This is a genomic window from Mesorhizobium sp. CO1-1-7, assembly GCF_020164885.1.
GTDB classification, from domain to species: Bacteria; Pseudomonadota; Alphaproteobacteria; order Rhizobiales; family Rhizobiaceae; genus Mesorhizobium; species Mesorhizobium australicum.
In genome coordinates this window covers 18,328-42,730 of record NZ_JAIUHA010000007.1, presented here as the reverse complement: position 1 = coordinate 42,730, position 24,403 = coordinate 18,328, and the positions used below count along the sequence as shown (strand labels likewise).

Sequence of the window (24,403 nt, the reverse complement as noted above, 5' to 3'; positions counted from 1 at the left end):
CCGCAACCAGCGATCGGCGAAGTTCCACACCGCAGTGGCCCGGCAACGATGACCCTCAACAGCCCATAGGGCCAACTCGCCATGGCCAAGACGAGCACTATCGTAGTTACGGCAGCGACGACGCGTCTCGGCAAAAACGTGTAGGCCACCATGCGGAAAGAGGCCACACGGGAGATCCGCCATACGAACTTTTGCCCTCAGAAGGACCATATCGGGGTTAACATCGACCGCGCGACCATAATCCAATGAGGCGAACGATCCGGTGCCCCCTAAGAGGAAGCCCCGACCCGGAGAGGAATATACGCATCTCGCCATCAAAGTGGAGCACCACGAGGCGAGCGTCGAAACTCGCATCGAATCCGGAATATATCAGCCTCAATATGCTTGGGATTTGGATGATGACGCCCCTTTGTATCGGACCACAACCCAACTGACATTCACCGGCGTAGCGACTTATCCAGAAGGCCGGGGGGCGAAGCTTATGAATTGACGATCTATGGATCGAATTCGGACCGCCAGCGCATGAAGGCAACGGTCAAAGACGTACAGGCACGCGACGAACATGGATCGCTAAAGTTTCGTTCCTACCGAGGTAGGCAGATCCCTATCTACAATCCTCCTTCAGGCATGGGACTCATCGACAAGGTACGTGGCGAGCCACGTTGGATGGCGTGGCTTCATGTTTCCCCGCTCTTTGCTAGTGAGGCGCTCGCCTTGGTGAGTAGCGGACGACCGCTGTTTTTGGCGATACACGAACGCCGGAGTAAACGCGCGCGCTGGATCCAGGGAGTAAGCTTACAAACGACCAACCCCGCTGAAGAATAGCACAACCTCACGAATGCACTGGGCTGTGCTGGATAAGTGTGAAATGGGTATTTTACACTGACGGAACCGACTGTCAGGGTTCCAACCCCGCTCTCTCCGTCAGTAAACCCCTCAAAGTCCTGGATTTCTGACATCTAGTTTCCGCTGGCGCGGCTTTCCTACCAGTGCAATCAAACGCGACTGTCGCGCACCTCGTTCCTTGCCACGTGGAGCGCGTCAGCCACTCGCTCCAACTCGCAAATGTTGAATTGGCGCCTGCCTGCCCCTGTTCGACAGACAACGTGCGGCTCGCTGCCGGAGCGCAGGTCTGCTTTTGCCCCGCACAGCCCATGCGCAAGGCAATTTCGGACATCGACAAGCGTCTGAATGTTGCTCCGGAGCCGCCGGCAAGCCTCTGGCTCGACTTCGCGCCAGTGAACCCACAATGATCCCTCAGACAATTGGCGCTCTGGCTCGACTGCCTTGATACGCGCGCGGACTTCTTCTTCCAGCCAGCCCCAATGCAAGAGCACATATGCGACTGCGGCCATCAAATCGCGCATGTTTGGTTCGGGAGCCGACTCGTCACCCAAGGTTGTCACTCGAAGTGTATCCCCCCAGGGGCTGCGAAATTTCCGCGCCGACCAGGACTTTGCGGATTTGGTGCTCTCTCAAAAGCTCGATTTCATTCATGGCATTCCGCAGCTCGACGACATTCATTTGCCTCTCCCCAACCGAGTCCTTACGCAGCTCGGTTACCCCTCTCCGGGGTTCAATGCTGGTTATTTGACGCCAGAGTAGCTTACCATCCGGCCGTCTTGGTCGAGATCGATAAACGCCCGTTTCCCGCGCCGGCCAACAGCCATGAAGACGAGACGATTTTGGTGAGCCTCAAGGAAGCGCAACGCTTGGCCGCTGTCATCATAGTGAGTGACGTCGTCTCCGTCTGTTTCCCGAAACCCATTTTCGTCCAGGAAGCGCTCGTTGAACTTGCCAACCGCGATTGCCTTAAGCCGTTTAGGTCGCTGAACAAGGCCAACCACGATCCCCATTCCCGCCAGGAGCGTGGTCAGCACAAACCCGCCCAACAGCGCAAGCAGGAAGGGGCTGTCAAGTTTGCCGTCGGCGACAAGCATGAGGACCCCTAACATCAGGAGGGTGGCGGCGCACAGGCCTGCCGCGATCAGAAGGAGGCTTGCAAGAACGGTCAGGAAGATGGTTTCGAATATCCCTCGATCATGTCCTCGGACGAGACCCCGTCCGCCGATGAACGGGCAAAAAACTGTTGCCAAAACGAGCGCGATCAATTCGACGTTCTTCTTTGTTTTCTTGTAGATGTCACTGCCGAACGCGAAACCGAACCCCGCGACAGCTGTCCCACCGATCCCTGCCGCCACCAACGCCAGTCTTGAACGTCCTTTCGAATTCATGTGCTAGCCCCCTTGCCTTTTACTAAGCTGAATAGGTCCGGATCAGAGAAAACACGAACCACAAGGCGCCAGCGACCCAACCTATCGCCGCAATCAAAACCGATACGACCAAATAAACCAGTTCCCCAAGCCTGATCGCTCCTTCGCCTAGCATTTTCAGGACTGCAGAGGTTTTCTCACCCATACGCCTTGCCAAGGACCGGAACCTGGATAGGTCCTCGGCGTCGTCGGCATATTCCAGCGCTCGAAATGTCGCCTTTATTCCTCCGCTCGACGCTATTCCGGTTGCAGAACTCGCAAGTAAACCGACCTCCTCCACCACCTCTTTGCGAACCGCGCCGCTAAAGGCTTCTTTTGCAGCCTTGATGTCGACAGGGATCATTTCGGAGATCAGTTTTCTGAATCCCGAGAAGTCGCCCTTCGCGACGCGGCGCCAATCGATCTCGCTGAATGCTGCGCGAACGGCCGCTACCGAAGGACTCTTGAATGAGGGCAGTGAGGTCCGCGAAAGTCCTCGTTTCAAGCCGTCAACGTCAACCAGACGAGCGGATATGGCTCCGAGGCGCGTGCGCAGCGCTTTCGACAGCTTCCCGGCCTTGTTTGCGTTTTTGAAAAGCGAGAACCCGATATCGATCGGTCCGGAACCTGGGACATTTGTCGCTAGACCGACCAGGGAAAGCCCAAGTGTGAGCTTGTCGTAGTCTTCTCTACGGATAAGATGGTTGCCTTGGATAACTGCATCGCGGATATCGCCGACACCGAAGTAATCGGCCGCCAGAACACCACCGATAGAGGCTGGAGTCGTCACTTGTCCGGTAATCGCGCCGTCCAGGAAATCCTTGCTGTTCCGCAATCCGAATTCAAAAGGGCTTTCGTGTGCCCGGTCCACCAGATCCGGTGGCAATTGGATCCCGTTGTCCTGGGCGAGCTTCACAAGGCTGTTAGCCTCAGAAACATCCCCCTCTTCCAGCGCTTGTTCGATGGATACCTCATAGTCGTGAGTGGAAAGACGACTCAGACGATATTGTGAGATCGCGAACGGATCCCAAAAATTAAATGCCAGCTCTAGGGCGGCAAATTTGTTTGAGGAGAAGAAGGCAACAAGCGCTGCAATCAGCATTGCCCCACCGATTGCCCTTCGGCCCAAACGAACGATACGGAACATGCCTATCGCCCCTCGGCAGAATTATCTCTTCGACCATCTCAACATTCCCGTCGCGGAGACCGCTAGGACACCCTAGGTGTGAACTGGAATTTTACACTGATGGACAGACTAGACACGTTGACCTCGTGAGCTGGGACTAGCGCCTGATCCGGCTCCCTACACGCTTGGCCAGCCAGCCACCACGCTCCTTTTTCGAAGATCTTGTGATAAGCCTTATATCCTCGTTATTTCATAGACTTTAGGTTGTTATTTCGCATCACAAATTTCGCGCGCAGACCGATTTTCGCGACTCTCTAGCCTAAGTTTTGGCCTCAGTCTCTAGGCCGCTCGTTCGGACCAAGTCATCCAGGGGTGCTGCGTCGCCGTTTTCCACCGGCAGCAAAGCCGGTCCGATTTCCTTCCTGTTCCTCGCGATCTTGCCCCGTTCCACGATGGCGGCCGATGCAATTGTCGTTTCGCTTGCCATGATTGCCTCCTTCAGGCTCGAGCTCGAGCCACCCCGGCGCTGCTACCACGACAAGCCCGGCCTCTGGCTAGGCAGCTAGCGGCTCGTCTTGACCCGTGTCGTAGCACCTAAAGTCTTTGACATTTTAAGTTCAACTCCGATAAACCGAATGATCTACAAAAGATTTGTATTTCTAAGCCAAAATATAGTCTCAGATTTAGCTGAAGAAACAATTTCAAATTCATTCAGCAATATTCTTCGGACGCCGTGTCGAGAGTGCGTAGTGATCTGACGACCCTCAAGCTGTCGGTTTTTTCGGACGACTCTAAAGATCTCAGATATGGTGGCGGGACGACCAATCTCCCGCAGGGCGCGCTCGACGTCTGCTTTCCAAGTGAGTTCTTTCACATTCTGAACCATTCAGAGTCGCTTCCTGGTGGGCAATTGGCGCTTTGCGAGTCGCGGGTGAAACGATAGCCCGTCGGCCGAGGAGATTTCAAATTGTCCGGTAGATGTCGACCTTAGTCTCCAGGCATTTTCGCAGACTGAGGTCATTTGCGCCCACTTCGAACCAGCTGTTAGGCCTCTGGAAGAAATCCAAACCCCTGCCGATCTTGATCACCCAGCCGTTGTCGAGGCGAATTTCCCGATCGTGTATGTTCGCGTTGAGCTTCACGTCGAGAACGACGTCCAATTCGAGGAGGCTTTGCTTGAGGTCTTCCAACTTCGGTGCGACATCGGCGAACTGTGTTTTGTCGTCGTAGCTAGTGATGAGATTTATCTTTCTCACCGAGCCCGACTTCAACACCGTCTCGCAGAAACGAACAAAATTCTGAATTTGATGCTGAGCCCGGATGTATGGGTCCTCGATCACAATTTCCTTGGTGCCGGAGAGATACGGTCCCATGATCGACTCGTAGCTGTGCCCGGTGTCACCGTACAAAATCGTGAAATGCTGCTCACCCGGCTCAGCCGTCTCGGAGCCCGTTGTCGGAAGGGCGGGCGGCGCAGGAGGGGTGGGCTGGGCCGCCATACTCGGAGCGGGTTCAGCGAGCGATCCGGTTGCTGCAGTCGTTGCCGACCCTCCTGCTTGGCGACTGATTCTGCGGCGAGTAGGATCCTGCGTAGCGGCTGCGTCCTTCGACTCCGGACAAAAGACGATAACCTCCTGCCCATCCGTCTTGAAGTATGACAAGTCGATTCGCGCAAACTCATCATCCGGCTTGCGCTTGTTCATTTGCTCCTTCACGCGGCGGCGGCACTCGATCGCGTAGGAGACGTACTCGTCGAACTCGTGGTCGGTCGGCGGTCCTTTTGGATGCAAGACCTTCAGGAAAGCGCAGATTGTCTTCTTGATGCCTTTTTCATCTCGCCCCTCGATCGCCTTACCGAGGCGAACGCGCCGGCTGACCTCTTCATATCGGTTGGTGTGCTTGAACTGGTGATGAAAGGCCTCAGCGAGATAGTCGGTGATGAATCCGTAACGACTGGTCAGAAACTCACTGCTGTTCTTGGGCATCTCCCAGCCTGGGATGTAGGCCGCGAAACGATCCATCACCGCCAGATCTAGCTCGGGAGGAAGCGGCTGGAAAAGATCGTATTCAGTGGAGTTCACAACCTGCTGCACCGACAGGTCGATATTGCCGACGAAGCTCATGCTGGCATCGGCAATGACCTCAGCGCCACGCGAGAAGCGGCCATTGGCCATGAAGTCCTTCATGATCTGAATCGTATCCGGATCGCGAACCTTGATCCCTCCGACTTCGTCGAAGGCAACAGTATCCCAGTAACCGACTAGGCCGACCTTGCGGCGCGCATTGTTGTAGAAGAGCGTGGCCTTCGTCGCCTGGCCGCCGGAGATCAGCGTTGCATAGGGCGAAAACTCGCTGAAGAAGTACGATTTGCCCGTGCCGCGGGGACCAAGCTCGATGTAGTTGTAGTTCGGCTCGACCAGCGGGGCCAACCGGGCGATGTAGTGCAATTTGACGCGCTGGGTGATTTTCGACGGCTCCAGTCCAACCGAGCGCATGATGACGTCCAGCCATTCATCGCGCGTGAAAGCACTCCGGCTCTCAGCATACTGCGGAAAATCGAACCGGGAGAGCTGGATGGGGCGCAGTTCCTCGATATAGAAAGCATAGTCGTCTTCCTCGATGTTGTTATGCGCCAGTGTCACTTCAGCCCAAATGCCGCCCTCCAGCAGGCGATCATTATCGCGATAGAACTTTTCGCCAACGGCGATACGCTGCGAGTTGAAGTTCTCCAGTGAGGCCCAGTGCCGTTTTTCCTTCTCCACATAGCGAACGTGCACCTTGTCGATAAAGCGATGCTTGCCCTTGGTGGCAACTTTCGACTGCGCGGCGTTCGCCTCGTCCGGGCGCACATAGTTGTCCTGCAAAGTAGCTAGGACCGCTTCCATCCCGGCGTCCATTTCTGCCTGGTCGTTGCTGGCGCAGTAGCGCGCAAGCAGGAACTCCAAGACGAAAGTCGGCACGTTCGTCCCTTTTTTGATTCGATGCAGCAGGTCCTTGCGAACGACCTTTCCGTCGAACGCGGTGGTTAATTGCCGGTCTAGTTCATCCATTTCGCTCATACGGTGTAGTCCGTCTCGAGGGGCAGCATGCTGTAGCTCGCCAAAGTGGTGGGGTTGAGCGCTCTCACCGTGAATTTGCCTTCGAAGTCAGGGTCCATGCGCAGGGCGATCTGCCTGCGCTGGCCCGGAGCCAATGAGAGCGTTCGCGTAGCTGGGTTCACGTCGCCTCCGGGGCGAAGCTCACCGACGACGTCTCCGTTGGAGTTTTGTGCCTCCAGGAGAATCTCAATGCCTAGGTCGCGTGTGAACATGTCATCGGAAAGCAAAATGACGTCCAGCACCGGGACGCGCGTGGTGATGCGTTTCGCTCCGCTCTTGTAGGCAAGTTCAACCGTCACCTTGCCCGTGGCTTTCTGTTCTTTCGTATCCAGGCGAGCCACCAAAATCGGCACGACCGCCTCGGCAAGGGACGCGCCGCCATGAAAATACAGGTGTCCAGAGCGATAGGGCGCCATGCTCAGGGGTAGAGCGGCCTGGGAGAAGCCACCTCTGATGCCGATCTTCTCTGCGCTGACGACGAGGCTGTGGGTGTCGGCTGTGCCGTCGCCCAGCAACATCCGATCATGGGCGTTGACCGGCCACTTGCCTTGTGGTTTGACGCAGACATCGCCAGCTTCGGCCTGAGCATTGAGGAAGAAGCCATGGTCGGTCACGATGACCGCCTCCTTGAAGCCTTCCTTGCGAAGCTTGTGAAGCGCCACCCGGATCAGCTTAAGCGTCCCGATAATCAATCCCAAAGTGGTCTCGGGATTACTTTCCAGATGGCTGTCAATTTCCGTCGAGCGGAGGACCAGAAGATCGACGGTCGGAGGAATTTTCGGCTTTCCCCGCGCGAAATCGTTGAGAGGCATCTCGGCGAAGCGGTCACCGAAACGTTTTCTCAAAATCTCCATGCGTTGGCTGACATTGCCGACTGGAACACCGGAAAACTTCGGAAGGAGCGAGCCGGCGTCAACCTCTAGTGTCAGGTGTGTGCGGGCATTTGGCAGCAGGCTTGCCATTCCCACCGGTGTGATTGTGGGCAATTGGGCGTAGGCGGCTTGCAGCTCGACCGGGCCGTCTTCGGCAAGCAGCTTCTCCAGAGACACTCCCAGTTCGTAGCGCAATGCATCGACCATCAGGTAAGCCACGCGACGTCCGCTCTCCTTGAGGCGGCCGGCAAGAAGACGATCGAAGCAATCGGCATTGGCAAACCGGCCTGCCGGCGGCCAGCCCGTCGTCTCGATGTGTTTGACAAAAATGGTCTGCACCTTTTCGGCGAGACGGCGGTAGCGAGCGCGCGCCTGATCGATGACCTCGTGCATTAAGTCATGCGGGTCGAGGAAATCCCCGACCGCCTGCTCGAATTCGCGCTGCAGGCGATCTGCCTCGCGCAGGCTTCCGAGATAGAAATCCAGCAAGTTGGCTTGGGTTCGGACGTGTTCAGGTAGTTGGCGCTCGAGATCCTCGCATGCCTCAATGAGACTGAGACCGGCGCGCACCAATTCCCACTGTGCTTGGCTTTCTCCCTTTCCGAGCCAGACGGAATTCTTGTGGCGCGCCAGCACCCGGCGCGTGATGTCGGTGTCACTGGATTTGATGCCCTTGATCGCCGCCTGGAAGAACGTTCGTTCCTCGAATGGGAAAGTGTCCCGCTCGCCGAGGTCCTCGATCGCGCGGCACTGCGCCGCCAAATCGAGTTCGGCTTCGATGTTCTCGGCGCGATCGATGTAGACGTTGCGCGATTTGGCATCAGTGCGAAGCCGCTCGCACACATCCTCCACGATCGGCCTTGCTTCGACCGGCGCGTGCGGTACGCCCTTCAGCGCCTCGGGCAGCGCCTCGGGCAGGTCGAAGACGAACTCGCTAAAGAGCACAAAGCGCCAGAGCTCGTCAGCGAGAGAACTCCAACCCTTTCCCCGCGTCTTGACGTCCATTCCCAATGTGGCTCGGAGAAACTCGCGAGCCTCATCGATCCAGCTGTGCTGAGCCTTGAGAGCTTCTGCCTGGCGCTCGGCAGGGGCGAGAAGGCCAGTCAGGATTTCGCGCCCCGACTCCACCTTCAGCGCCGCTCGCAGCTGCGGCCAGCTGGCTCCGCTCCCGATCGCGTCGATGACGGAGAAGGAGGGACCGTCGCGCGACCCGGCGAAGACGCGGCGGATTTCGGTCGCGTGGTCCGGCTTGGCGCGAAGGCACAGGCTCAAATATTCATCGCCGTCGTCATTGGGAAATGCAGCGCCGCTCTCCGCATAGATGGAGAACGGATCGACTTGCTTACTTTCGTCGGTTGCTGGTCGCCTGGCGGGCACGTAGATCAGCATGGCGTCGAGCTGGCTTTGCGGCCGGCCGACCTCGCGCAGTGCTATCATCGCGGCGTGGCGGCTTTCGATGCCGCTCTCGGAAGCGTCGATGATGCGTATTCGGTCGCCTTCCAGGCCCATGCAAAGCGCTTGATAGCGACGGTCCGGGTCATACACGACAAGGCTACCTGCCTTCAGCAAGCGGGGGCTAAGTATTATGTCGCGGATGAAGCCGGCGATGCTCATAATCCGCCTCCATTCTGCAGCGACCTTTTGTTCGCTGCAGGCTTGGCTTCGACATGGAGGTGTTCGAGATCATGCGCGATGGCTAGGGATTTGTCAGTCTTGCACTTTTCTCGCACGCGGTCGGGCCAGTACGCCATGGCCAGGTGAGACCAGTCATAGTCGTCCTTTTCCAGCTTGGCCCAGGTGTCCTTCAGCACCTTATGCCAGGGCTTTTGGCGGAAGAGCTGCCAGAGCGGGGCGGCGGTGATCTGCACGCCGTCGCCGTGGTTCGGGCGATAGGTCGGGGCGATCTGCAACAGGGTGTCACGCAGTTCGACTAGTTCGAGATCGAGAACCTGGAGCGCCTCAAAGCTCTTCTCGTCGTCGCGGGTGCGGGCGCTGCCCTTATTGCGTAGCGCGGCGACATCCTGGCCCACCTGCTTCAGCTTCGGTTCGATGAAGTCGTTGACCGCGGTGTATAGCGTCTGACTGGTCAGGCTGGGATAGTAGAGCCAGAGCGTGTAGCTGGCCGAGGTGGTCGAGAGCGGCCAATAGATCGGCGCCTTCCGACGGCTCCTGCTGTAGCGCTGCAGATGGAAGGAGAAGAAATCGCGTTGCAGCCAACGGCGCACGTCAGATGGCACGGCGGCCTCGACGCGAGTGAGAACTTCCTCAACCAACCTGGCAAGGTCGTGCGGGTGGCCGGGGTCATCCACAAGGATGCCGGGATGCGTGTAAAACGGCTCTGCGCCGCCAGGCAGCATGCCCGAGCTTTTTGCTGGGAGCGGGTCAAAAGGGTGAGGCTCGGGCGGCGCAGGGCGCTCGCCGGTGGCCAGCCGCAAATCGAAGCGGCCGAAAGCGACACCTACGGCCCAGCTGAGCAAGCCCGTCGTCTGGTCGATGGGGGTGGCGCTGTCCTCATCCTCGACGTCGTCGTCCGCCGCCTCAATGTCCCCTGCCGTCTTCTCCATCGTGGCACCATGGCCCTTCATCGTGGCGGTGCGGTCCGCCTCGCTGAAGCCGTAGAGGTCGTACGCCATGGCGTCGATTTCGGCCTGGATGCACAAAAGCTCAGCTTCGATAGCGCGCGGGTCGTAGTTACCCGCGCGCGCGCGCAACGCAGCGGGCAGCACGAAGGCGTGTGAGGTCTCTTCGATCGTATTGAGGGTGCGTTTCAGCGACCAAATGCGGCGGGCCAGCAAGGAGAGCGTAGCTTCCTGGTCGGCGGTGAGGTCGGGAACGGGGGTTTTCTGGATAACGCCGACTTCATAAGAGCCAAACGCCATTTGCAGCGACACTAGAAGGCGGAACGCTTGGCTATTGACCATCGCAAGGAGTGCCAACAATGCGTCGGGGGCATCGTTCGCGACGAAGGCGGCCGGGCCTTTGTCGGCAAAGATGCAGCCTCGAGGCATGGCGCGCAGGCTAAGGCCGCCTTGCGTACGCCGCGGCCAGGTGAGGCCCGGACGAGCATAGCAGTCAGTGCTCTTGAGTATTCGCGACCATCCCGAGTTGCCGTAGAGAGGATCGGCCCATGCCTTCATTTCCTTTCCATCGTCGGACCAGTTAGCAACCAGGTAGATATCCGAGTAGTATGGCGAGAATGCTCCGCCTTTTGCGAAGCCCCACCAACCTTCGTGGCTCCCTTCGACCTCCCAAGCGGCACGGACAAAGCGAAAATCGTCAGCTGTGGCCAGCCCTTGTCGTGCCGTGCGCTTATCGCACTCCAGCGCTGGCAGCCGTTCAAAAACTTCCCGCACAGCCTCACTTACCCAATATGCAAACGGCGCCCCCGGCACGGTGCGGAAGGATTCTGGCGCCACCTGAAAGACCCGAGCCTCGTCGGCATTGGCACGCAACGCCGTGCAACTGGCCAGCAGATTGCTGCCTTTGTCCTTATCCGCCAGCAGGCGCAGAAAAGTAGTCATGCCTGTTTCTCCAGCACGTAAGCTGCGGCTTCCACCATCGCGTCATCCATGACGCCGTACCCCAGATCGGCCATGACCTCAGGCCGGGCGATGCCTAGCACCACCTCTTCACGCCATTTCTGAAAGCTGGAGAGGAAAAAGCAGGTGCGCGAGGTGATGGCGCCGATCCGACCGCCCCGGCGCATGAGGTCCAGCCCACGTTCGACGAACATCGCCAGGAGATCGTTCTTGCTGCGCGGATAGGCCTTGACCAGCTGCGCCTTGGTTCCCGCCGCCAGCGCGCCGAAGGGCGGGTTCATTACCACCGCGTCGAACACCTCGCGGCAGTGGTCGATCATCCGCAGGCCCTGAAGCGCATCCTCGGCAAACAGCCGCCCCTGATACGTGGACCGCGCCGCTCGGGCATAGTCTGTCAGCGCCTCCCGCAACCGCGCCTCGGCCTTGTGCCACTGCACCATGTCCTCTTTGCGGAAGAGGTCGCCATGCTCGCCAAAGACCGCGCGGACGAGGGCCGGAAGCTCTTGTTCGACCTGCAACAGAACCCCAAGCTCCGGAAGGCCCTTGAGTAGGAACAGCGTCTTCTCGAACAACTCTGCATCCAGGGGGGCGAGCTCTTCCATGAACCGCTTGCGCAGTTCCACCTCGGCCGGCGGAGCCACAGCCGCCACCACATGCCCGCGGCCGACCTGCGGCCGGTCCTTCGCCTTCACGCCCGCCTCATACCAGGCCCGCTGCGCCCGCAACCAAAGGGCCAGCGAGGCGATTTGTGCAGCGCGCGGATCGATATCGACGCCGTAGATGTTGTGCTCGATAATTAGCCGCGGCACATCGTGCGTGAACGCCGCCTGATCAGCATAGCACTGGCTGAGCGGCTTCATATCGGCGCTGCCGCCGATTTCCGTATCGAGGCAGCCCGAGCCGTGGGCCTGCTGCCACTCCCATGCCTCGCGGTAAATTTCCAAGAAAAGATCGAAGGCGTAGAGTCCGAAGTGCATCGAACCGCAAGCCGGATCAAGCAGCTTTATAGTGCGCGGATCGCGCAGGCGCTTGGCGGGCTCAGGCTTCTCGTCCGGCTTCACAAGCAGATATTGGCAAAGGTCGCGAAGGCCCGTCTGCCCGCCGGTCCAGTTGAACCAGAGCCGTCCCAGCGTATTGTCGACCAGGAATTCCACCACATAGCGCGGGGTAAAGAACTGATTGCGCACCGCCAGCTCGCGGCTGTTGCGCGGCGCCTGTGAGGCATCGCGCATCGCCTTCCGCTCGTCCTTCGAATTGAAATACTGGTAGATCCAGCCGATCGTCTCGTCCTCGGCCCACAACCGCTCGATCTCGCCGTGGTTGATGAGATCCAAGACCTGGATCAGCGCCGCCTCACGGGGGAATAGCCGGCCTTGAGGCGAGTAGCGATCGAAGAGGCTGGGCAGGTCCTCCGAAAGCTCGTCGAAGACGCCGTGTAGGTACACGCGGTAGGCATCGCCCGTCTCGCCCAGGCCGGTGCCAGCCAAGCGTGCATAGAGCTGGAAGCCCTTAGCCTGGTAGCCGTTGCCGACTGACTCGATTAGAAGCCCGCGCGCCTCGGCCATCCGAAGGGCCGCGAGGCGGTTGAGCACCGTGAACGCCTGCTCCCGAACGATGCGATCCAGCCCCGACTTGGCGTCAGTGCCTGGGTCGGCGCAGTAGTGGGCAAGAGTGTCGCGCAGAATCCGCGCAGTCTCGCGCCCCTGGTCGTTCAGATGGCGAAGACTCTCCAAGGGCGCCATCGTGCCGGAAACCGGATCGAGCCCATAGTCATTCTGTAGTTGGCGGGTGAACTCCTCTTCCAGCGCACGTCGTGCGTCGGTAACGAAGCGCTGAAATCGGTTACGAGTGGGCTGATCGAACGCCATCGTCACTCATTCCCGGCGACAACGAAGGACACCTCGATCTCATCGTACAGCGTGAGCTGAGACTTGAGTTCGCTGAGCTCGGCGATCAGCGCGTCTAGCTCGTGAACCGTCAACATTATTGGCGGCACCGCGATTGATCTTGAAAGCTTGCCGCTCTTTTGCTCCTTGAATTTCTCCGCCTCCTCCTCAAATTCTTGGCGCTGTCTCTCCTGCCCCTGGCGATGGATCGCGCGCTTCAATTCCTCGATCGTGCTACTTATCTCGTAGTCTCGCGCCAGAAGCCGCTTCAGTCCCGACAGATCGTGCGACGCTGCAAGCTCCAGCGCTTCCAGGCGTGCCACGGCATTGCCCCGGTCCTCTTGTATGAGTCCCGCCCACTCAGGAAGCAGTTGCATGTCATCAGCGCCTTCCTTCAGGCGAAGCTTCTGCTGCTCCGACAGGGCAATCGCCGCATCACGCACACGGCTTTTGATGTGCGTGAGGAGTGAGTTGAAATCGGCGCTATGCCTAAAAAAATCGTCTTGCTTCAGACGCTCCGACAGGGTCGCGAGATCATCACCCAGCTGACGGCGCAGTTCCCCAGGCACACTTGTTTCCGGAAGGGCTTCGATTTCCCGGCCGTGGGATTGGAGCTCGCGGAGGGTCATGTCGAGACCCCCATCGAAAGCCCGCTGGACCTCTCGTGCCCACTTCAAATTGTCATAGATGGCCGATTTTTCCGCGCCCAGCCGTTGGGTTGCATCGGAAGCGTCCGTGAACAGCACATCCGCTATGTCCTGGTTCATGGCCCGGATGCGTTGGCTTCCGGAGAGGCCCAAACCACTGAGCCTTTCAGCAAGCGAGCCATAGTCGTGCTGGAAACGCGGAAAATGCTTCGCGGTGGCCTTGCTGATCTCCTGCTCCAGTGGGATGACTACGTCGCCGACGAGCTCAGTCAGCCGTTCAGCGGCCCGACCCAGCATTTCGATAGATGGGCGCACGTCACGCAACGCCACGCCAATCTGCTTGAACGAATTGTTAGTCTTGAGAGCGTCGATCGCCTGTTGGCCTGCGGCAGTGACCTCGCGACCGGAGACCTTGAGCTTAATTTCTCCCGCCATTAGCATGGCTGCAAGAATGTAACGCGTGGTATCCGGCGACCAACCAAAAGGATCGCTGCTGAAGTCCTCGAGGAGGCGCTTGCCATCGACCGTGCCGCGCTTGTCGATGTAGTCGCGGATACTCACCATGGCCTTATGATCCGTCTTGAAGGACGCGCGTCCGGAAACGATTTGGATAAGGCCGAGAAGATCAAGGCTGCTGCCAATCGCGGCAGGGTTTGCCACTTTGAGAAACTTCTCGGCCGTGTCTGTCGCGGCCCGAACCGGAGCCTCGACGTAGCGATCGAACACTTGACCCGAGACGTCGGTCAGAAGCTTCTTTGCCGCCTCTAGCAGATCCGGGTTGAGGGTCGAGACGGCAGTGGCGTTACCCCGAAAAACGAATGACCCGCCCTGTAGCGTTTGCCGGAGCTTGCCTTGAAGCTGCAACGCAAGCTTGGCCGCCCGATCGAGCTGCCCGGCGCAATAGTCCCTGACTTCCTGATCAGGTTCGTTGCGGTGAAGCTCTGCGATGCGCTGGCTGCGGTAGATTTCGTTGGCAAGGTCGTCAAGGTCGGGGTTCGAACGTGCGATTAGGCCGATGACATTGTGGCCAGTCCGACTCCGAGACTCATCGAGAATGCGATTGCGTGCCGCGTCATAGTCGCCGGTCGCCACAAATTCAACAACGGTCTGAATGGCGTTTGGCTCGCCGGCCAAGCTGGTGACTGCACTGCCGGCCTGAACCTTGAGACCCGACGCCACAGCTAGGGTGCCGTGTAGGCTCACGCGCGGCAGAGGGTCGAAGGTCCCTCGCAAGGCGTCGTTCAAGATGCGCCTCACGTCGACCGAGCGCAGAGCGACGGCCCCGCGCTCCTGCTCGATGTCTCGCAGCTTCTCACTAAGGAAGACGAGGTTGCTCTCTTTCTCTCCAAGTGGGACATGAACGTCGTTCAGCATCTCCTCGACGGCCTTGCGGATCGCATCGAGCTGCGAGGCCGCGGTGACTGACGGATGCATGAGGCTGGCGACGTTCTGCACGTTGACTGGCAAATTGCCGAGTACCTGCAAGACGGCGACGGATTTCGCGATGTCCTGATGCAGAGGGCTGTCGGGAAAACGGATCAAAACCTTTCCGATTGCCTGGTGGATGGATGAAAAGGCTCGACCGATATCCTTCTCCAGTTCATCGTAGAGAGTGACGGTGGTCGCGAGCCAGCCAACTGGCTGATCAGCCATGGCCTTTGAGCCGCCTTCGCCTTTCAGCACATCCTGGATCACCTTGATGGCAGAGCGAAGCCCAATGCCCCCGGTCGACTTCGCAAGAGCGCCGAGCAAGTGCAGGAGAATGTCGAAATGGGCGGGCAGGAACGGATAGAGATTTGTGAACGTCTCACGGCTGAAGTCGGCATCGTAGTATTTGGCGTCCTGGAGTTTCGTATTGTGGCGGAGCGCCTGGCCATTGCTGTCGAACAGCTTGCCCAGCTGTTCTTCTCCCGACGGCGATTTTCCTAGCAAGCGGCGGTAACAGATCTCCTTGATGTCGCTGGACTCGAGATCGATCTGGATAGGGAAACGGTCCTTTAGCTTATAAAGCTTGTCGGAGTTTAAGGCAGCGCGAGGATCGTCCTCGGTCAGCGTCTGCTGCGCGGTGGAAATGATCCAGACCTTGCCGTCGCCCAGGCGCTTGAGGTTCTTGGAGAGACCGTCGAGATTAAGGATCAGGTTGTCGCGAGAAGCGACATATTGACCGACCTCGTCAACGATGAAGATGATGTTCTGCTTGCCGCTCTTTTCGCGGACGATATCGATCATCTCGGTGACGCGCTGGTCCTCGAACTGGAAGAAGCCCTCGGTGCTGGACGAGAACGACTTCGAATCCGGAAAAAGGGCCGGATACATTTCGTGTGCGACCTTCGGAAGGAGCCCATCGATAACGAGAGGATTGTTCTGGACGCGATCCCACGTCGCCCCGGGCAACGCCTCGGCAACGCGCCGATGCAGCTCAGCGGTTCGCCCGTCCTTCTCGGTCATGCGTTCGAACGCTGCTATTTTGAGATTTCGTGAATAGCCTGCCCACTGAAGTACCTTGAAATAGAGGACCGTCGAGACCTCTTCCATCGTGGCGCCGGCGAGCATTTCGCTTGCCAAGTCGAGCATGACCACGGCAGCAGGAAAGCGCTGTGCCACCGTGCCTAGGAGCGCTTTCGTCTGCGGCTTATGAAGGCGATCCTGCAGGTATTTGATGAACGGCGTGCCGTCGATCGTTCGCTGGTTGTCAAACGCGAAACCAAGATATTTTGTGAAAGAACTCTTGCCCGAACCATAGAAGCCCGACACCCAGACGCCGACCTCATTCTCCCCGCCTGACTCCATTGCTCGTTGCATGAGATCGAGAAGCTTTCGGAATTGTTCCTCGATGCTCTCGGTGACCCAATATTCGGAAATCTCGGACTTCAGTCGCCCTTCTTGTGCAGCCCCATAGCTGATAACCTTCTCGATGGTCCTGTGGATGTCCTTGGTAGGATCGAAAAGCGATCTGATATTCATTGTACTGTCCTTGAACTTCCTCGGTCTCTAACCGCCAACGTGTACGGAGCGATAGTTACCATCCTCCGGATAGAAACCGAGAAACTTTAGCCGTGTCTTGCCGGTTCGAACTCCTGGGTACAGGAATATTGTCGGCACATGAAATTGCCCTTGGAGTTGGCTTTCTATGACGCCGATGCGCAGGAACGGATGAAGGGCTTCCAAGTCAGTCACCAGGAGAAGCGCATTCGGCCTTCCTTGGAGTGGCTCGAGGGTCTCTTCCAGCCGCCGCCGCAGTCCTCCGCCAGAGGTCACGATATCGGCCAAGGATTTGTTCGTGCGCGCCCAATCCAGCGGAGAGGCTTTGTCTTCCGAGACGCACAGCGACCACAATGGATCGCTCTCGAGGATGGCCCAAAGCTGATCCGCAATCGAAAAGACGCGTACATCCCACCCTTCTTGATGGAGCTTCGCCTCCCAAGCGGGGGTCTGGCGCTTCACCTCGAGAATTTGGTCGGGAGGGAAGATCAGGTAATAGACGGGCTCGAAGCTAGCGTGACCAAGCTCGCGGCCATGTCGAACGCGTTCGCGAAGCTCGTCGAAATCAGCCCTGAGAGAGGACATCGCAAAGTGTCTCCATGCTCGGTTGTTTCCAGCCTATCCGAACGATGTCGCCAGCGGCCTGGACAATCACAAGGCCCCTGAGGGAAAGGCGCTTCATTTCCTCCGTCACATCTTCACGGGCCAATCCAAAGAGCTGCCAGTCTTCATGGGCCAGAAGGGCATTGTCTCCTATGCCGGAAAAGTGCAGATCGTACGCCAAATAGGCGACCGCCGCCGTAGATATCCGAAACGGCAGTATGCGACGGCCCGAGCGAGAGCCTCGCTCCAGCATGCCGTAGTCCGCGCAGCAACCGGTCAAATAGGCGGAAACTCTGCGCACGGTCGTCGCGGACCAGCGTTTGGACGTTTTCCCATCGTCGATCGCCCGCTGCACGAAGGCGCGCGCATCCTCATTGGTGATTTCACCGTACCCGCCGACGTAGCGCGGCCAATAGACCTGGCGAATAAAGTCTCCGAGGATGAGGTTGGCACGGCTCGTGAAGATCAGCATCAGCTGCATTACTTCGCCGACGGCAAGCGAGCCCGAGAGTTGCTTCAAATGTGTGGCAGGGGCAGCACCTGCCACCAGATAGCGAGGAGCGAAGCATTCGGCCACGATGTTTCGGAGTCGGCGCGCTGTGACATTCGGGAATCGGCCGGAATCCAACGCGATCCGATGGAGTTGAGCCGCCGACATGCCCGGCGCCCAAAGATCAAGCAGGGCCTTGGTCTCGTTTACTAGGCCGAGGCCTGCCTGCAACTGTGTCGTGTAGGGTGCGTGATCGCTCATTCTATCTGACGAGGTAGGGGTAAGCTTTTGCATTGCGTGAGAAGGCCGCGCGGTAAATGGCGGCAATCGCCTCCACGACGCTTGCGGAGCTGACGTCCCGAACATTTCCTATCAAGATGGGCCCGACGCCATCAGGTGCATTCGCGCCCGCTAGCGTGCTCAGTGCATCGAGAGCAGCTTCCTTGTCTCGAAGAGCATTAGAGGCAGGCGCCTGGTCAGGACCACTTTGCATCAGGCCGTGCAGGTCCTGCTCTACCTCTTCGGGCATGCGGAACAGATGGTAAGACCCGACGCTCAAATGCTCGTCGTGAAGTCGCCGGGCGGCTTCGACGACTCCATGATACTGTGCGACCCGCGACGTCCTCGGAAAGACTGGTTCGAGAAAGAGCCGTCCCGAAGGCTCATAGAACGCTGTTGGCCACCAGGCGAACTGAGCGCGCTCGCCCAGGTACGCGACGAGCAACCTCGTGTGCAGCAATGTCGAAAGATGAGACTCCCGCATTCCACCGTCCCCTACTCAACTTTGGCGATCTCGATCGCTTCTTTGGGTCCTAGTTGAGCCAACTTCGTCAGCTCGAGCGCTCGCTGCACCTCGTCGCTATTCGAGGCGATAATATGCTGCTGCCGAGGATCTTCTTTCTCCCGATCGTTCAGCAACCTCGTCGGCAATCAAAATGCGACCAATGGGCGATTCGATGATCATAGGCCATCAAGCTTTCAAAGTTATGCGTTATGCGCCCGCACGCTCAAAAACGTCGCGCTGGAGCGAAGGCAAGGCGTCCGCTCCTGCGACTCGATACTTTCGAAGGATTGGCGGCGGATCGCGAGGCAAGCACTGTTGCCTTCCGGATTATCACAAACATGCCCATCCCACTTCCAGCCGCGCTAAGCACGCGGATCGATAAATTCCGAACGTATGACAAGCTAAGCTCCCCCGCCCACTTTATGAGCATTTTACCCGGCAGAAGTCCCACGATCAGCTGTCAGACGCCTCCGTGCACTTGGCTGGTCAGCGATTCTACGTTGGGTAGCGAGACAGTCTCGATTTGACTGGATGCATCATTTTTCATATCGGCCACCCCTGAGTGGAATTGACTTTATTCTCGCCCGAGCCGAGGAACCAGTCGCAGCTCGCCGCGAGCCACCACTGGAGCGTCCCTCCAAGGCCAAAGCGTCGCACCGAATCGCTCACCAGTTGTTGATGAAGGCATCTTTCAACGGCTGGAGCTTTGTTGGAAGCTCAGACCCCTCACAGGTCAACCCTAAATACGTGGCCGCACGCGTAGTGCCAACATACAGGTATTTGTCAAATAGCTCTGGCTGCATTGCAGCCAGCGTGTCTATCCCGACAAAAAATACCGCCTCAAATTCGAGCCCTTTGATGTGCTGAACGTCAAAGACTCTGATGTCGTTTTCCTGTCCGGCAAGCTGGCCTTTGTAGCATGCGACGACGTTTAGGTTTTGGTCCAAGAGCACGGTTTGTAGCTTGTCCGCCAACGGGCCAACTTCCGCCTCCGAGTTCACAAGTACGGCGACGGATGGCAACGGCTTTGTGAACTGCTCGACTTCCGCTATTCGGGTGCCAAGCCAATCGGCGACATCGTCGAGCTGGCTGAGCCCCGTCCCGAGCACAGGTGCGACGCCTTCGTTGTCGACATTCGAGGGCAAGATCACATCAATGGACTCGCCCGAACAAAGTCGCACAATTTCCTTTGCAAGGTGATTGAGTTGGCGACTGTGGCGATAGCTGACCTCGATCGGTCTGACTTCGATGTGTGGCAAAGCCCAACGTACCTGGTCGATGGACCGGCTGCCCCAGCTGGTAATGCGTTGGTTGAAATCACCGCAGGCAAAAAAAGACTGAATGTCTGGGTTGGACAACGCACCCATGCAAGCAAGCTGAACGGGTGAAAAATCAGTCGCTTCATCGACCATGATCTGATTACGCGTTAGGCCAATGAAGTCCTTTAGGAAAACGTATGCTGGATCGCCGATATTGCGGCGGATCGAGCGGTCCTGCAGCAGATCAGACGCTGCGCGCATAATGCAGAGCAGCATCAGATCGACCTCAAGCGGATCCACATCGTTTGCTTGAATTTTATCGACGTACCAGTTGCCTTCGGTCTGGCGTAGGCGCCGGAACCGGCGATACCGCCCTGCAACCCCATCGAGATACCGGCGAACTGGGGTCGTAAACTTGCGCAGCGCCGCTTGAGTATGGAGACTTTCACCAACCTGACGCAAGTCGGCTTCAGATAGAGCGCGTTTACCAATCCAATCTGCGATAAGCCCGGTACGCGAAGTCTTGCTCAGGACACGGCGCGCGAACTTTGCTCGGGCTTGCGCACGAAGATTGCGCATATAGGCGGCTGCCGCCGCCGCAATCGCCGTGCGTGGCGATTGCGTCTGATCATCCTCATCCTCTCCATCCTGTTCCTCGAGTTCCTCGTCAGCGGAACTCAACCCATTCAGGAACACCGCTAGCTCATCGAGGAACTTGTGATTCCGATTCAGCTGCACCGTGAGGCTGCGACGAAGCGCATTTGTTGTCTCTCCTTTCAAGCTTTGCAAGAGCTCATCAACTGTAGGGGCAGATCCGACCAGCGCCCCGATACCCCGAGCGATCGAAGTTAATTGAGAACCTGTGGCAATTGTCGAAAGCGATGCTGAAAGTCGTAGTGCGCTCGCATTAGAAGCGCATTTCAATGTCTTGGCTGCGTCTCGTAGATCGCTCCAAAATTCTTCCTGTTGCCAAGCCTCGAATTCGTCGTACCAACTTGTCTGATGCGCAATAACCTTCGGCTGCAAGAACGACTCGTGTTCTTTGAGAACAAAGGAACCACCGCCGTTCGACGTTCGCAGAATCCGAAAACGGTTCCGGGCTAAGTCCAACCGAAATCGTGACCAGGTTGAAATTTTTTGATCGGGTGCTGCTATGTTCTCCCGCGCAAATGCCTCCTTAAGGTATAGCTTCAGGAGTTCAGTCGGCGTGAACATCATCCAGCTATTAGCGTGATGAGGAGTCCCAGCTGTCCGAGTAGCTTCGACCAGCTGACGTTCGTCGTCGTCAAGGTATTCGTGGTCAAGCTTCTGTCCGAGGCGGCGTATCAAGGTCGTCGTTTTTCCAGTCCCAGGTGGGCCGACGATCAGGAGTTGTGTGTCGAGTGGGAGCCTGAATATTTCATCTTGATAGTGATCAAGGATCGGCTGATCCCGAAGGCCCATCTTTGTGATAACGCTGCGACGAATTCCGTCGATGATGTTAGTAGCGCGTTCATCGGCTGCGATGATTTCCATCAGCAGCGTATCGTCACCATCTGTAGGCGCGCTTCGCGCTAACGCATCGCGCATCGAAGTAACCGTGACAGGTCCGTAGGATTTGCCAGCCAGAATCGATTGGCGGGAATCCCAAAGGCTATCGGCCCAAAGGGGATGAAGGATGGCCTTTTCGAGGATTTCTCCAGAAATACCGCCGCCCGGCGTAGAGATTTCGAACTGCTGCCCCACACTTAGCGACGCCAACCGGCCGGCCGGCGAATTGCGGCCAGCGAGTTTCCTACCATTGCCAGGACTATCGTCCGGAGTGTCTCGGCAAATATAATAGATCAGGATTTCTTCTTCGTCCGACAGCACCACGACGCGGGCAATGGCAGGCTCGCGCGCGAGCGTCTCCAGCCTGCGCCGACTCGCGCCATCTATGGCGCCGAGGGCCCTAATCGCCTCGCTTGACGTCAAGGTGTTGAGGTTCGCGAGTGCCGATGGCCCTGTTGTATATGGCTCACCCAGCTTTTTCTTCGCCGCCGAGGAAATCCTCTCAAGGATGTTTAGCGTGTCTTCAGAAACACGTTGGATTTCTTCTTGATTGCCTGACACGTGTGCGCACCCCCCGGTACATATTGTCGCCGCAATGCTATATCTGCCCATCGCCAGAAACTCTACTCAAATTCGCCCACAAGCGAATTCTCGATCATCAGCGGATCGAGTCCTTCAATGACCTGGAGATTCCGCCCCGCAATGCCCTGAAGGTCACCATACATCCCGGCCGTAGCCTCAACCACGCCGCGGATCTGCTGCTCGCGCTTCGCCCATAATCTCGTCATGGTCTTGCGCTCCCTTTCGAGATCCTCCTGCATGTCGGTGAACTTCTCGACGATTGCTTCCACGCGATGCCGAAAACGCGGACCGGTCAGATATTCGTAAATCATCTCCATTTTGGTCTGCTGGCCTTCGCCGGCATGGCGGGCGCCAAGCAAGGAAATGAGCGATTCACGCAGCGCCATGGCCACTGGGGCCGCACACCGCGGTTCGGTCACCCAAACGCCGTCAATGAGGTCGAATGAATTCTCCATCCCTGCGGAAGGGCATGCGACACAATAAGCGCCACATCTGCCTTGGCGGCGCGCTGGTCGTCCCGCAGTTTTGCCAGCCAATTGCCACTCCAGTTCTTGGTGCGCTTGATCTCCCATAGGATCGTGCCGGCCAGCTGCGACGTCGGTCCCATCACCCGCTGGATGATGTCGCCACCAAATTCGCCCTTTCCCACCGGTTCAATCTCGTCACGTGGAAACTTTTTTCGCAGCAGCGCTTCAAATTCCACTTCTTGGACTTCACCCTGCAGCTGTTGCAATCCTTGCTCGGCTCGCTGCTTCAAAAGCTCAATCTGCTTTTGCATTGAGCTGATTTGCTCCTCCTTCTCGCGGACCTTTAGATGAAGGCCATCCTCCGCCTCCTTCTTCGCTTTGTCGCGAACGCTGACTAGCGAGTCCTGCACACGCTGTTCGACAGTTAGTTCCAATTCGCGACGAGCGTCATCGAGCTCCCTTTGTTTGCGGAGCGTCTCTGCTTGGACCTTCTGCGCCTCCCCCAATTTTTTATCGCGCTGCTGGAGCAGTTCCTTCAGATCGCCAATTTCCTTTGCACGCTGCTCCAGGTCCGATGAAACCTTAAGTGTGGCGCGCTTCTCCTCCTCCGCCGCAATCCGCTCACATTCGGCAGCAAGCTTTGCTGCCACTTGTTCATCAACAGACTCCTTGGCAATCGCGACGTCTTCCAACTGTCGCCGGACCATTTCTTCGCGCGCTCCGATTTCGGAATCCTTGTTTGCCAGCCGCTCTTCGAATTCCCGCCGCGTGGCGTCGATCAATGGGGCCGCCAAAGACTCCGTCAACTTGATTTCCGTCTTGCATTTCGGACAGCAGATCGTCGGTTCCATTTTGCCCTCCCTTTCCTTCGAGCCTTTTCTACAACCGCTTTCTCACGCTGCGGCTGAGCCTTGCTTCCTCAGGGACAACCGCAGGTGATAGTCAGATAGCCGTTCCAGGACGACTACATCGCCCGGCTCTGCCATAGTGTGCCGAAAGAAGTCGGCGACGAACGCTCGATCGCGAAAGAAGAGCCGTGGCTTGCCGGCCTTGGTAGTAGGCACGTCGGTTTCCGTTTGAAGGGAGCCGTACTCAAGGAGCATCCTGCGCGGCGCCGGCTTATCCTTGGTGCTGCCGCCGAACACGTCAGCAGGCAGCTGGTGAATGAAGCTAGTTATATAGAAGTGGTTGTTGGCAACAGATTTCCCGAAATTCCCGTAGGTTAGCACACTCTCGTAAACCATAAACTCAATGCTCCTTGACACGCCCGCCGTCGAAACAGCCAGGAGCGTGCTCATTGCCATAGTCCCGTGACAAAACCTGTCACAAGCTACTGGACATGCACGTTGCATGATTCGGAAGGATAGATCGCCAGATTATGGAAACGACGGGAAATCCGATCGCCGATACTCCTGCGCCATCTGACGCAGGGCTTGGGGACCTATCACTTCTACCTTGTCGCCCCACATATAAAGATGCCAGCACATCTCGAGGTGCCCCGACGCAGAGAAGCGCACTATGAGCGAGCCGTCAGGTTGGTCCTCCAGCACCTGATCCGGATGGAACAGGAAACTTCGCGCGTGCGGAGCTGCGTCAGGTTTGAACCTCCAGACAACTTCCCCAAATTCACTGTCGTTCTGGAAAGCCCCGAACGCCTTCTTTGCGTGCGCGTGGATGTCGAAGCCGGGGTCGCGTTCAAAGACCTCCCCTGTCAGTTCCGCACTTTCGATCTTCTCAGCCACATAATGCCGGAGCGTTCCCGCGGGATCGGTCGTTGGCTTCGCCACTAGGTACCGCCGAATTCCGATCAGGACTCCGTAAGGCTCAACCACTCGCTCGCTTGATGCTGCCGACCCGCGGGATTGGTAGACGATCTTTAGCCGCTGCGATCCTTTCAGCGCCGTAGCAATGGTGGATCCTACTCCCGGCGCCAGCCTTGTCGTAGGCCCCGGGCGCGCTGCGAGACCTTGGGCTCAAGCAACGCTTCATAGTCAGTTTCCAAGCGGGCGATCCGGTTGTCCGGCACCAGCGCCAATATCTTCTCTCGCAGAGAACGAAGGTGGTCTGCCTCCAGCCCTTGAGCATTCCGTTCCAGGGTCTCGATCGATAGGTCCATCGCCGCCAGTTCATCAGGAGTTAGCGTAAGCAGGTCGCGTAACGCCCCTGTCTGTAATCGCCAACGTTTACGCCCATCTTCATCTACGCTGGGTCGAGTGTCAGGAAACTGAAATTCGAGAGTGTGCAGCATCCGCTGCGCTTGGAGACGCAGAACCGATCGCCGACATC

General features: G+C 57.9%; 16 protein-coding genes and 1 pseudogene. All 17 read right to left on the bottom strand.

The genetic code is table 11. The features are described from left to right. Window positions 1–1,389 precede the first annotated feature (1,389 nt). A complete protein-coding gene (locus LB516_RS28880) occupies window positions 1,390–1,524 on the bottom strand; it encodes a hypothetical protein (protein WP_263492570.1) in 135 nt (44 codons plus the stop codon). A 62-nt stretch (window positions 1,525–1,586) separates the two neighbouring features. Further along, on the bottom strand, window positions 1,587–2,234 hold the full coding sequence (locus LB516_RS16300) for a hypothetical protein (protein WP_224719986.1): 648 nt from the start codon (window positions 2,232–2,234) through the stop codon (window positions 1,587–1,589). 22 nt (window positions 2,235–2,256) lie between these two features. Beyond that, entirely contained in the window at window positions 2,257–3,399 is a 1,143-nt protein-coding gene (locus tag LB516_RS16295; RefSeq protein WP_224719985.1) for a hypothetical protein, read from the bottom strand. 298 nt (window positions 3,400–3,697) lie between these two features. Continuing rightward, window positions 3,698–3,865 carry a hypothetical protein gene (locus LB516_RS16290; protein WP_224719984.1) on the bottom strand — a complete coding sequence of 56 codons (168 nt, stop codon included), beginning with the start codon at window positions 3,863–3,865 and terminating at the stop codon, window positions 3,698–3,700. Window positions 3,866–4,340: 475 nt separating this feature from the next. Next, window positions 4,341–6,437, bottom strand: coding sequence for a BREX system Lon protease-like protein BrxL (gene brxL / locus LB516_RS16285; protein ID WP_224719983.1), 2,097 nt, complete (start codon window positions 6,435–6,437; stop codon window positions 4,341–4,343). Further along, window positions 6,434–8,962, bottom strand: a complete 2,529-nt coding sequence (locus tag LB516_RS16280) for a PglZ domain-containing protein (protein WP_224719982.1) — start codon at window positions 8,960–8,962, stop codon at window positions 6,434–6,436. Before LB516_RS16280 ends, brxL begins: the two co-directional genes overlap by 4 nt. After that, window positions 8,959–10,869 carry a BREX-1 system adenine-specific DNA-methyltransferase PglX gene (locus tag LB516_RS16275; RefSeq protein ID WP_224719981.1) on the bottom strand — a complete coding sequence of 637 codons (1,911 nt, stop codon included), beginning with the start codon at window positions 10,867–10,869 and terminating at the stop codon, window positions 8,959–8,961. The genes LB516_RS16280 and LB516_RS16275 overlap by 4 nt, the downstream gene beginning before the upstream one ends. Then, window positions 10,866–12,755 carry a BREX-1 system adenine-specific DNA-methyltransferase PglX gene (locus LB516_RS16270; protein WP_224719980.1) on the bottom strand — a complete coding sequence of 630 codons (1,890 nt, stop codon included), beginning with the start codon at window positions 12,753–12,755 and terminating at the stop codon, window positions 10,866–10,868. Before LB516_RS16270 ends, LB516_RS16275 begins: the two co-directional genes overlap by 4 nt. Before the next feature lie 2 nt (window positions 12,756–12,757). Further along, entirely contained in the window at window positions 12,758–16,384 is a 3,627-nt protein-coding gene (brxC, locus tag LB516_RS16265) for a BREX system P-loop protein BrxC (RefSeq protein ID WP_224719979.1), read from the bottom strand. 27 nt (window positions 16,385–16,411) lie between these two features. Next, on the bottom strand, window positions 16,412–16,987 hold the full coding sequence (locus LB516_RS16260) for a BREX protein BrxB domain-containing protein (RefSeq protein WP_224719978.1): 576 nt from the start codon (window positions 16,985–16,987) through the stop codon (window positions 16,412–16,414). Next, on the bottom strand, window positions 16,968–17,756 hold the full coding sequence (locus LB516_RS16255; RefSeq protein ID WP_224719977.1) for a BrxA family protein: 789 nt from the start codon (window positions 17,754–17,756) through the stop codon (window positions 16,968–16,970). Before LB516_RS16255 ends, LB516_RS16260 begins: the two co-directional genes overlap by 20 nt. Before the next feature lies 1 nt (window position 17,757). Further along, window positions 17,758–18,258: a BrxE family protein gene (locus tag LB516_RS16250; RefSeq protein ID WP_224719976.1), complete on the bottom strand. Its 501-nt coding sequence runs from the start codon at window positions 18,256–18,258 to the stop codon at window positions 17,758–17,760. A 686-nt stretch (window positions 18,259–18,944) separates the two neighbouring features. Then, window positions 18,945–21,629, bottom strand: a complete 2,685-nt coding sequence (locus LB516_RS16245; RefSeq protein WP_224719975.1) for an ATP-binding domain-containing protein — start codon at window positions 21,627–21,629, stop codon at window positions 18,945–18,947. Window positions 21,630–21,691: 62 nt separating this feature from the next. Beyond that, a pseudogene (locus LB516_RS16240) lies at window positions 21,692–22,968 on the bottom strand (DUF2130 domain-containing protein). A gap of 42 nt (window positions 22,969–23,010) precedes the next feature. Beyond that, window positions 23,011–23,415, bottom strand: coding sequence for a hypothetical protein (locus LB516_RS16235; protein WP_224719974.1), 405 nt, complete (start codon window positions 23,413–23,415; stop codon window positions 23,011–23,013). A gap of 78 nt (window positions 23,416–23,493) precedes the next feature. Continuing rightward, window positions 23,494–23,991, bottom strand: a complete 498-nt coding sequence (locus tag LB516_RS16230) for a helix-turn-helix transcriptional regulator (protein ID WP_411969403.1) — start codon at window positions 23,989–23,991, stop codon at window positions 23,494–23,496. Window positions 23,992–24,035: 44 nt separating this feature from the next. Further along, window positions 24,036–24,365: a hypothetical protein gene (locus LB516_RS16225; RefSeq protein ID WP_224719973.1), complete on the bottom strand. Its 330-nt coding sequence runs from the start codon at window positions 24,363–24,365 to the stop codon at window positions 24,036–24,038. Between the last annotated feature and the right edge of the window lie 38 nt (window positions 24,366–24,403).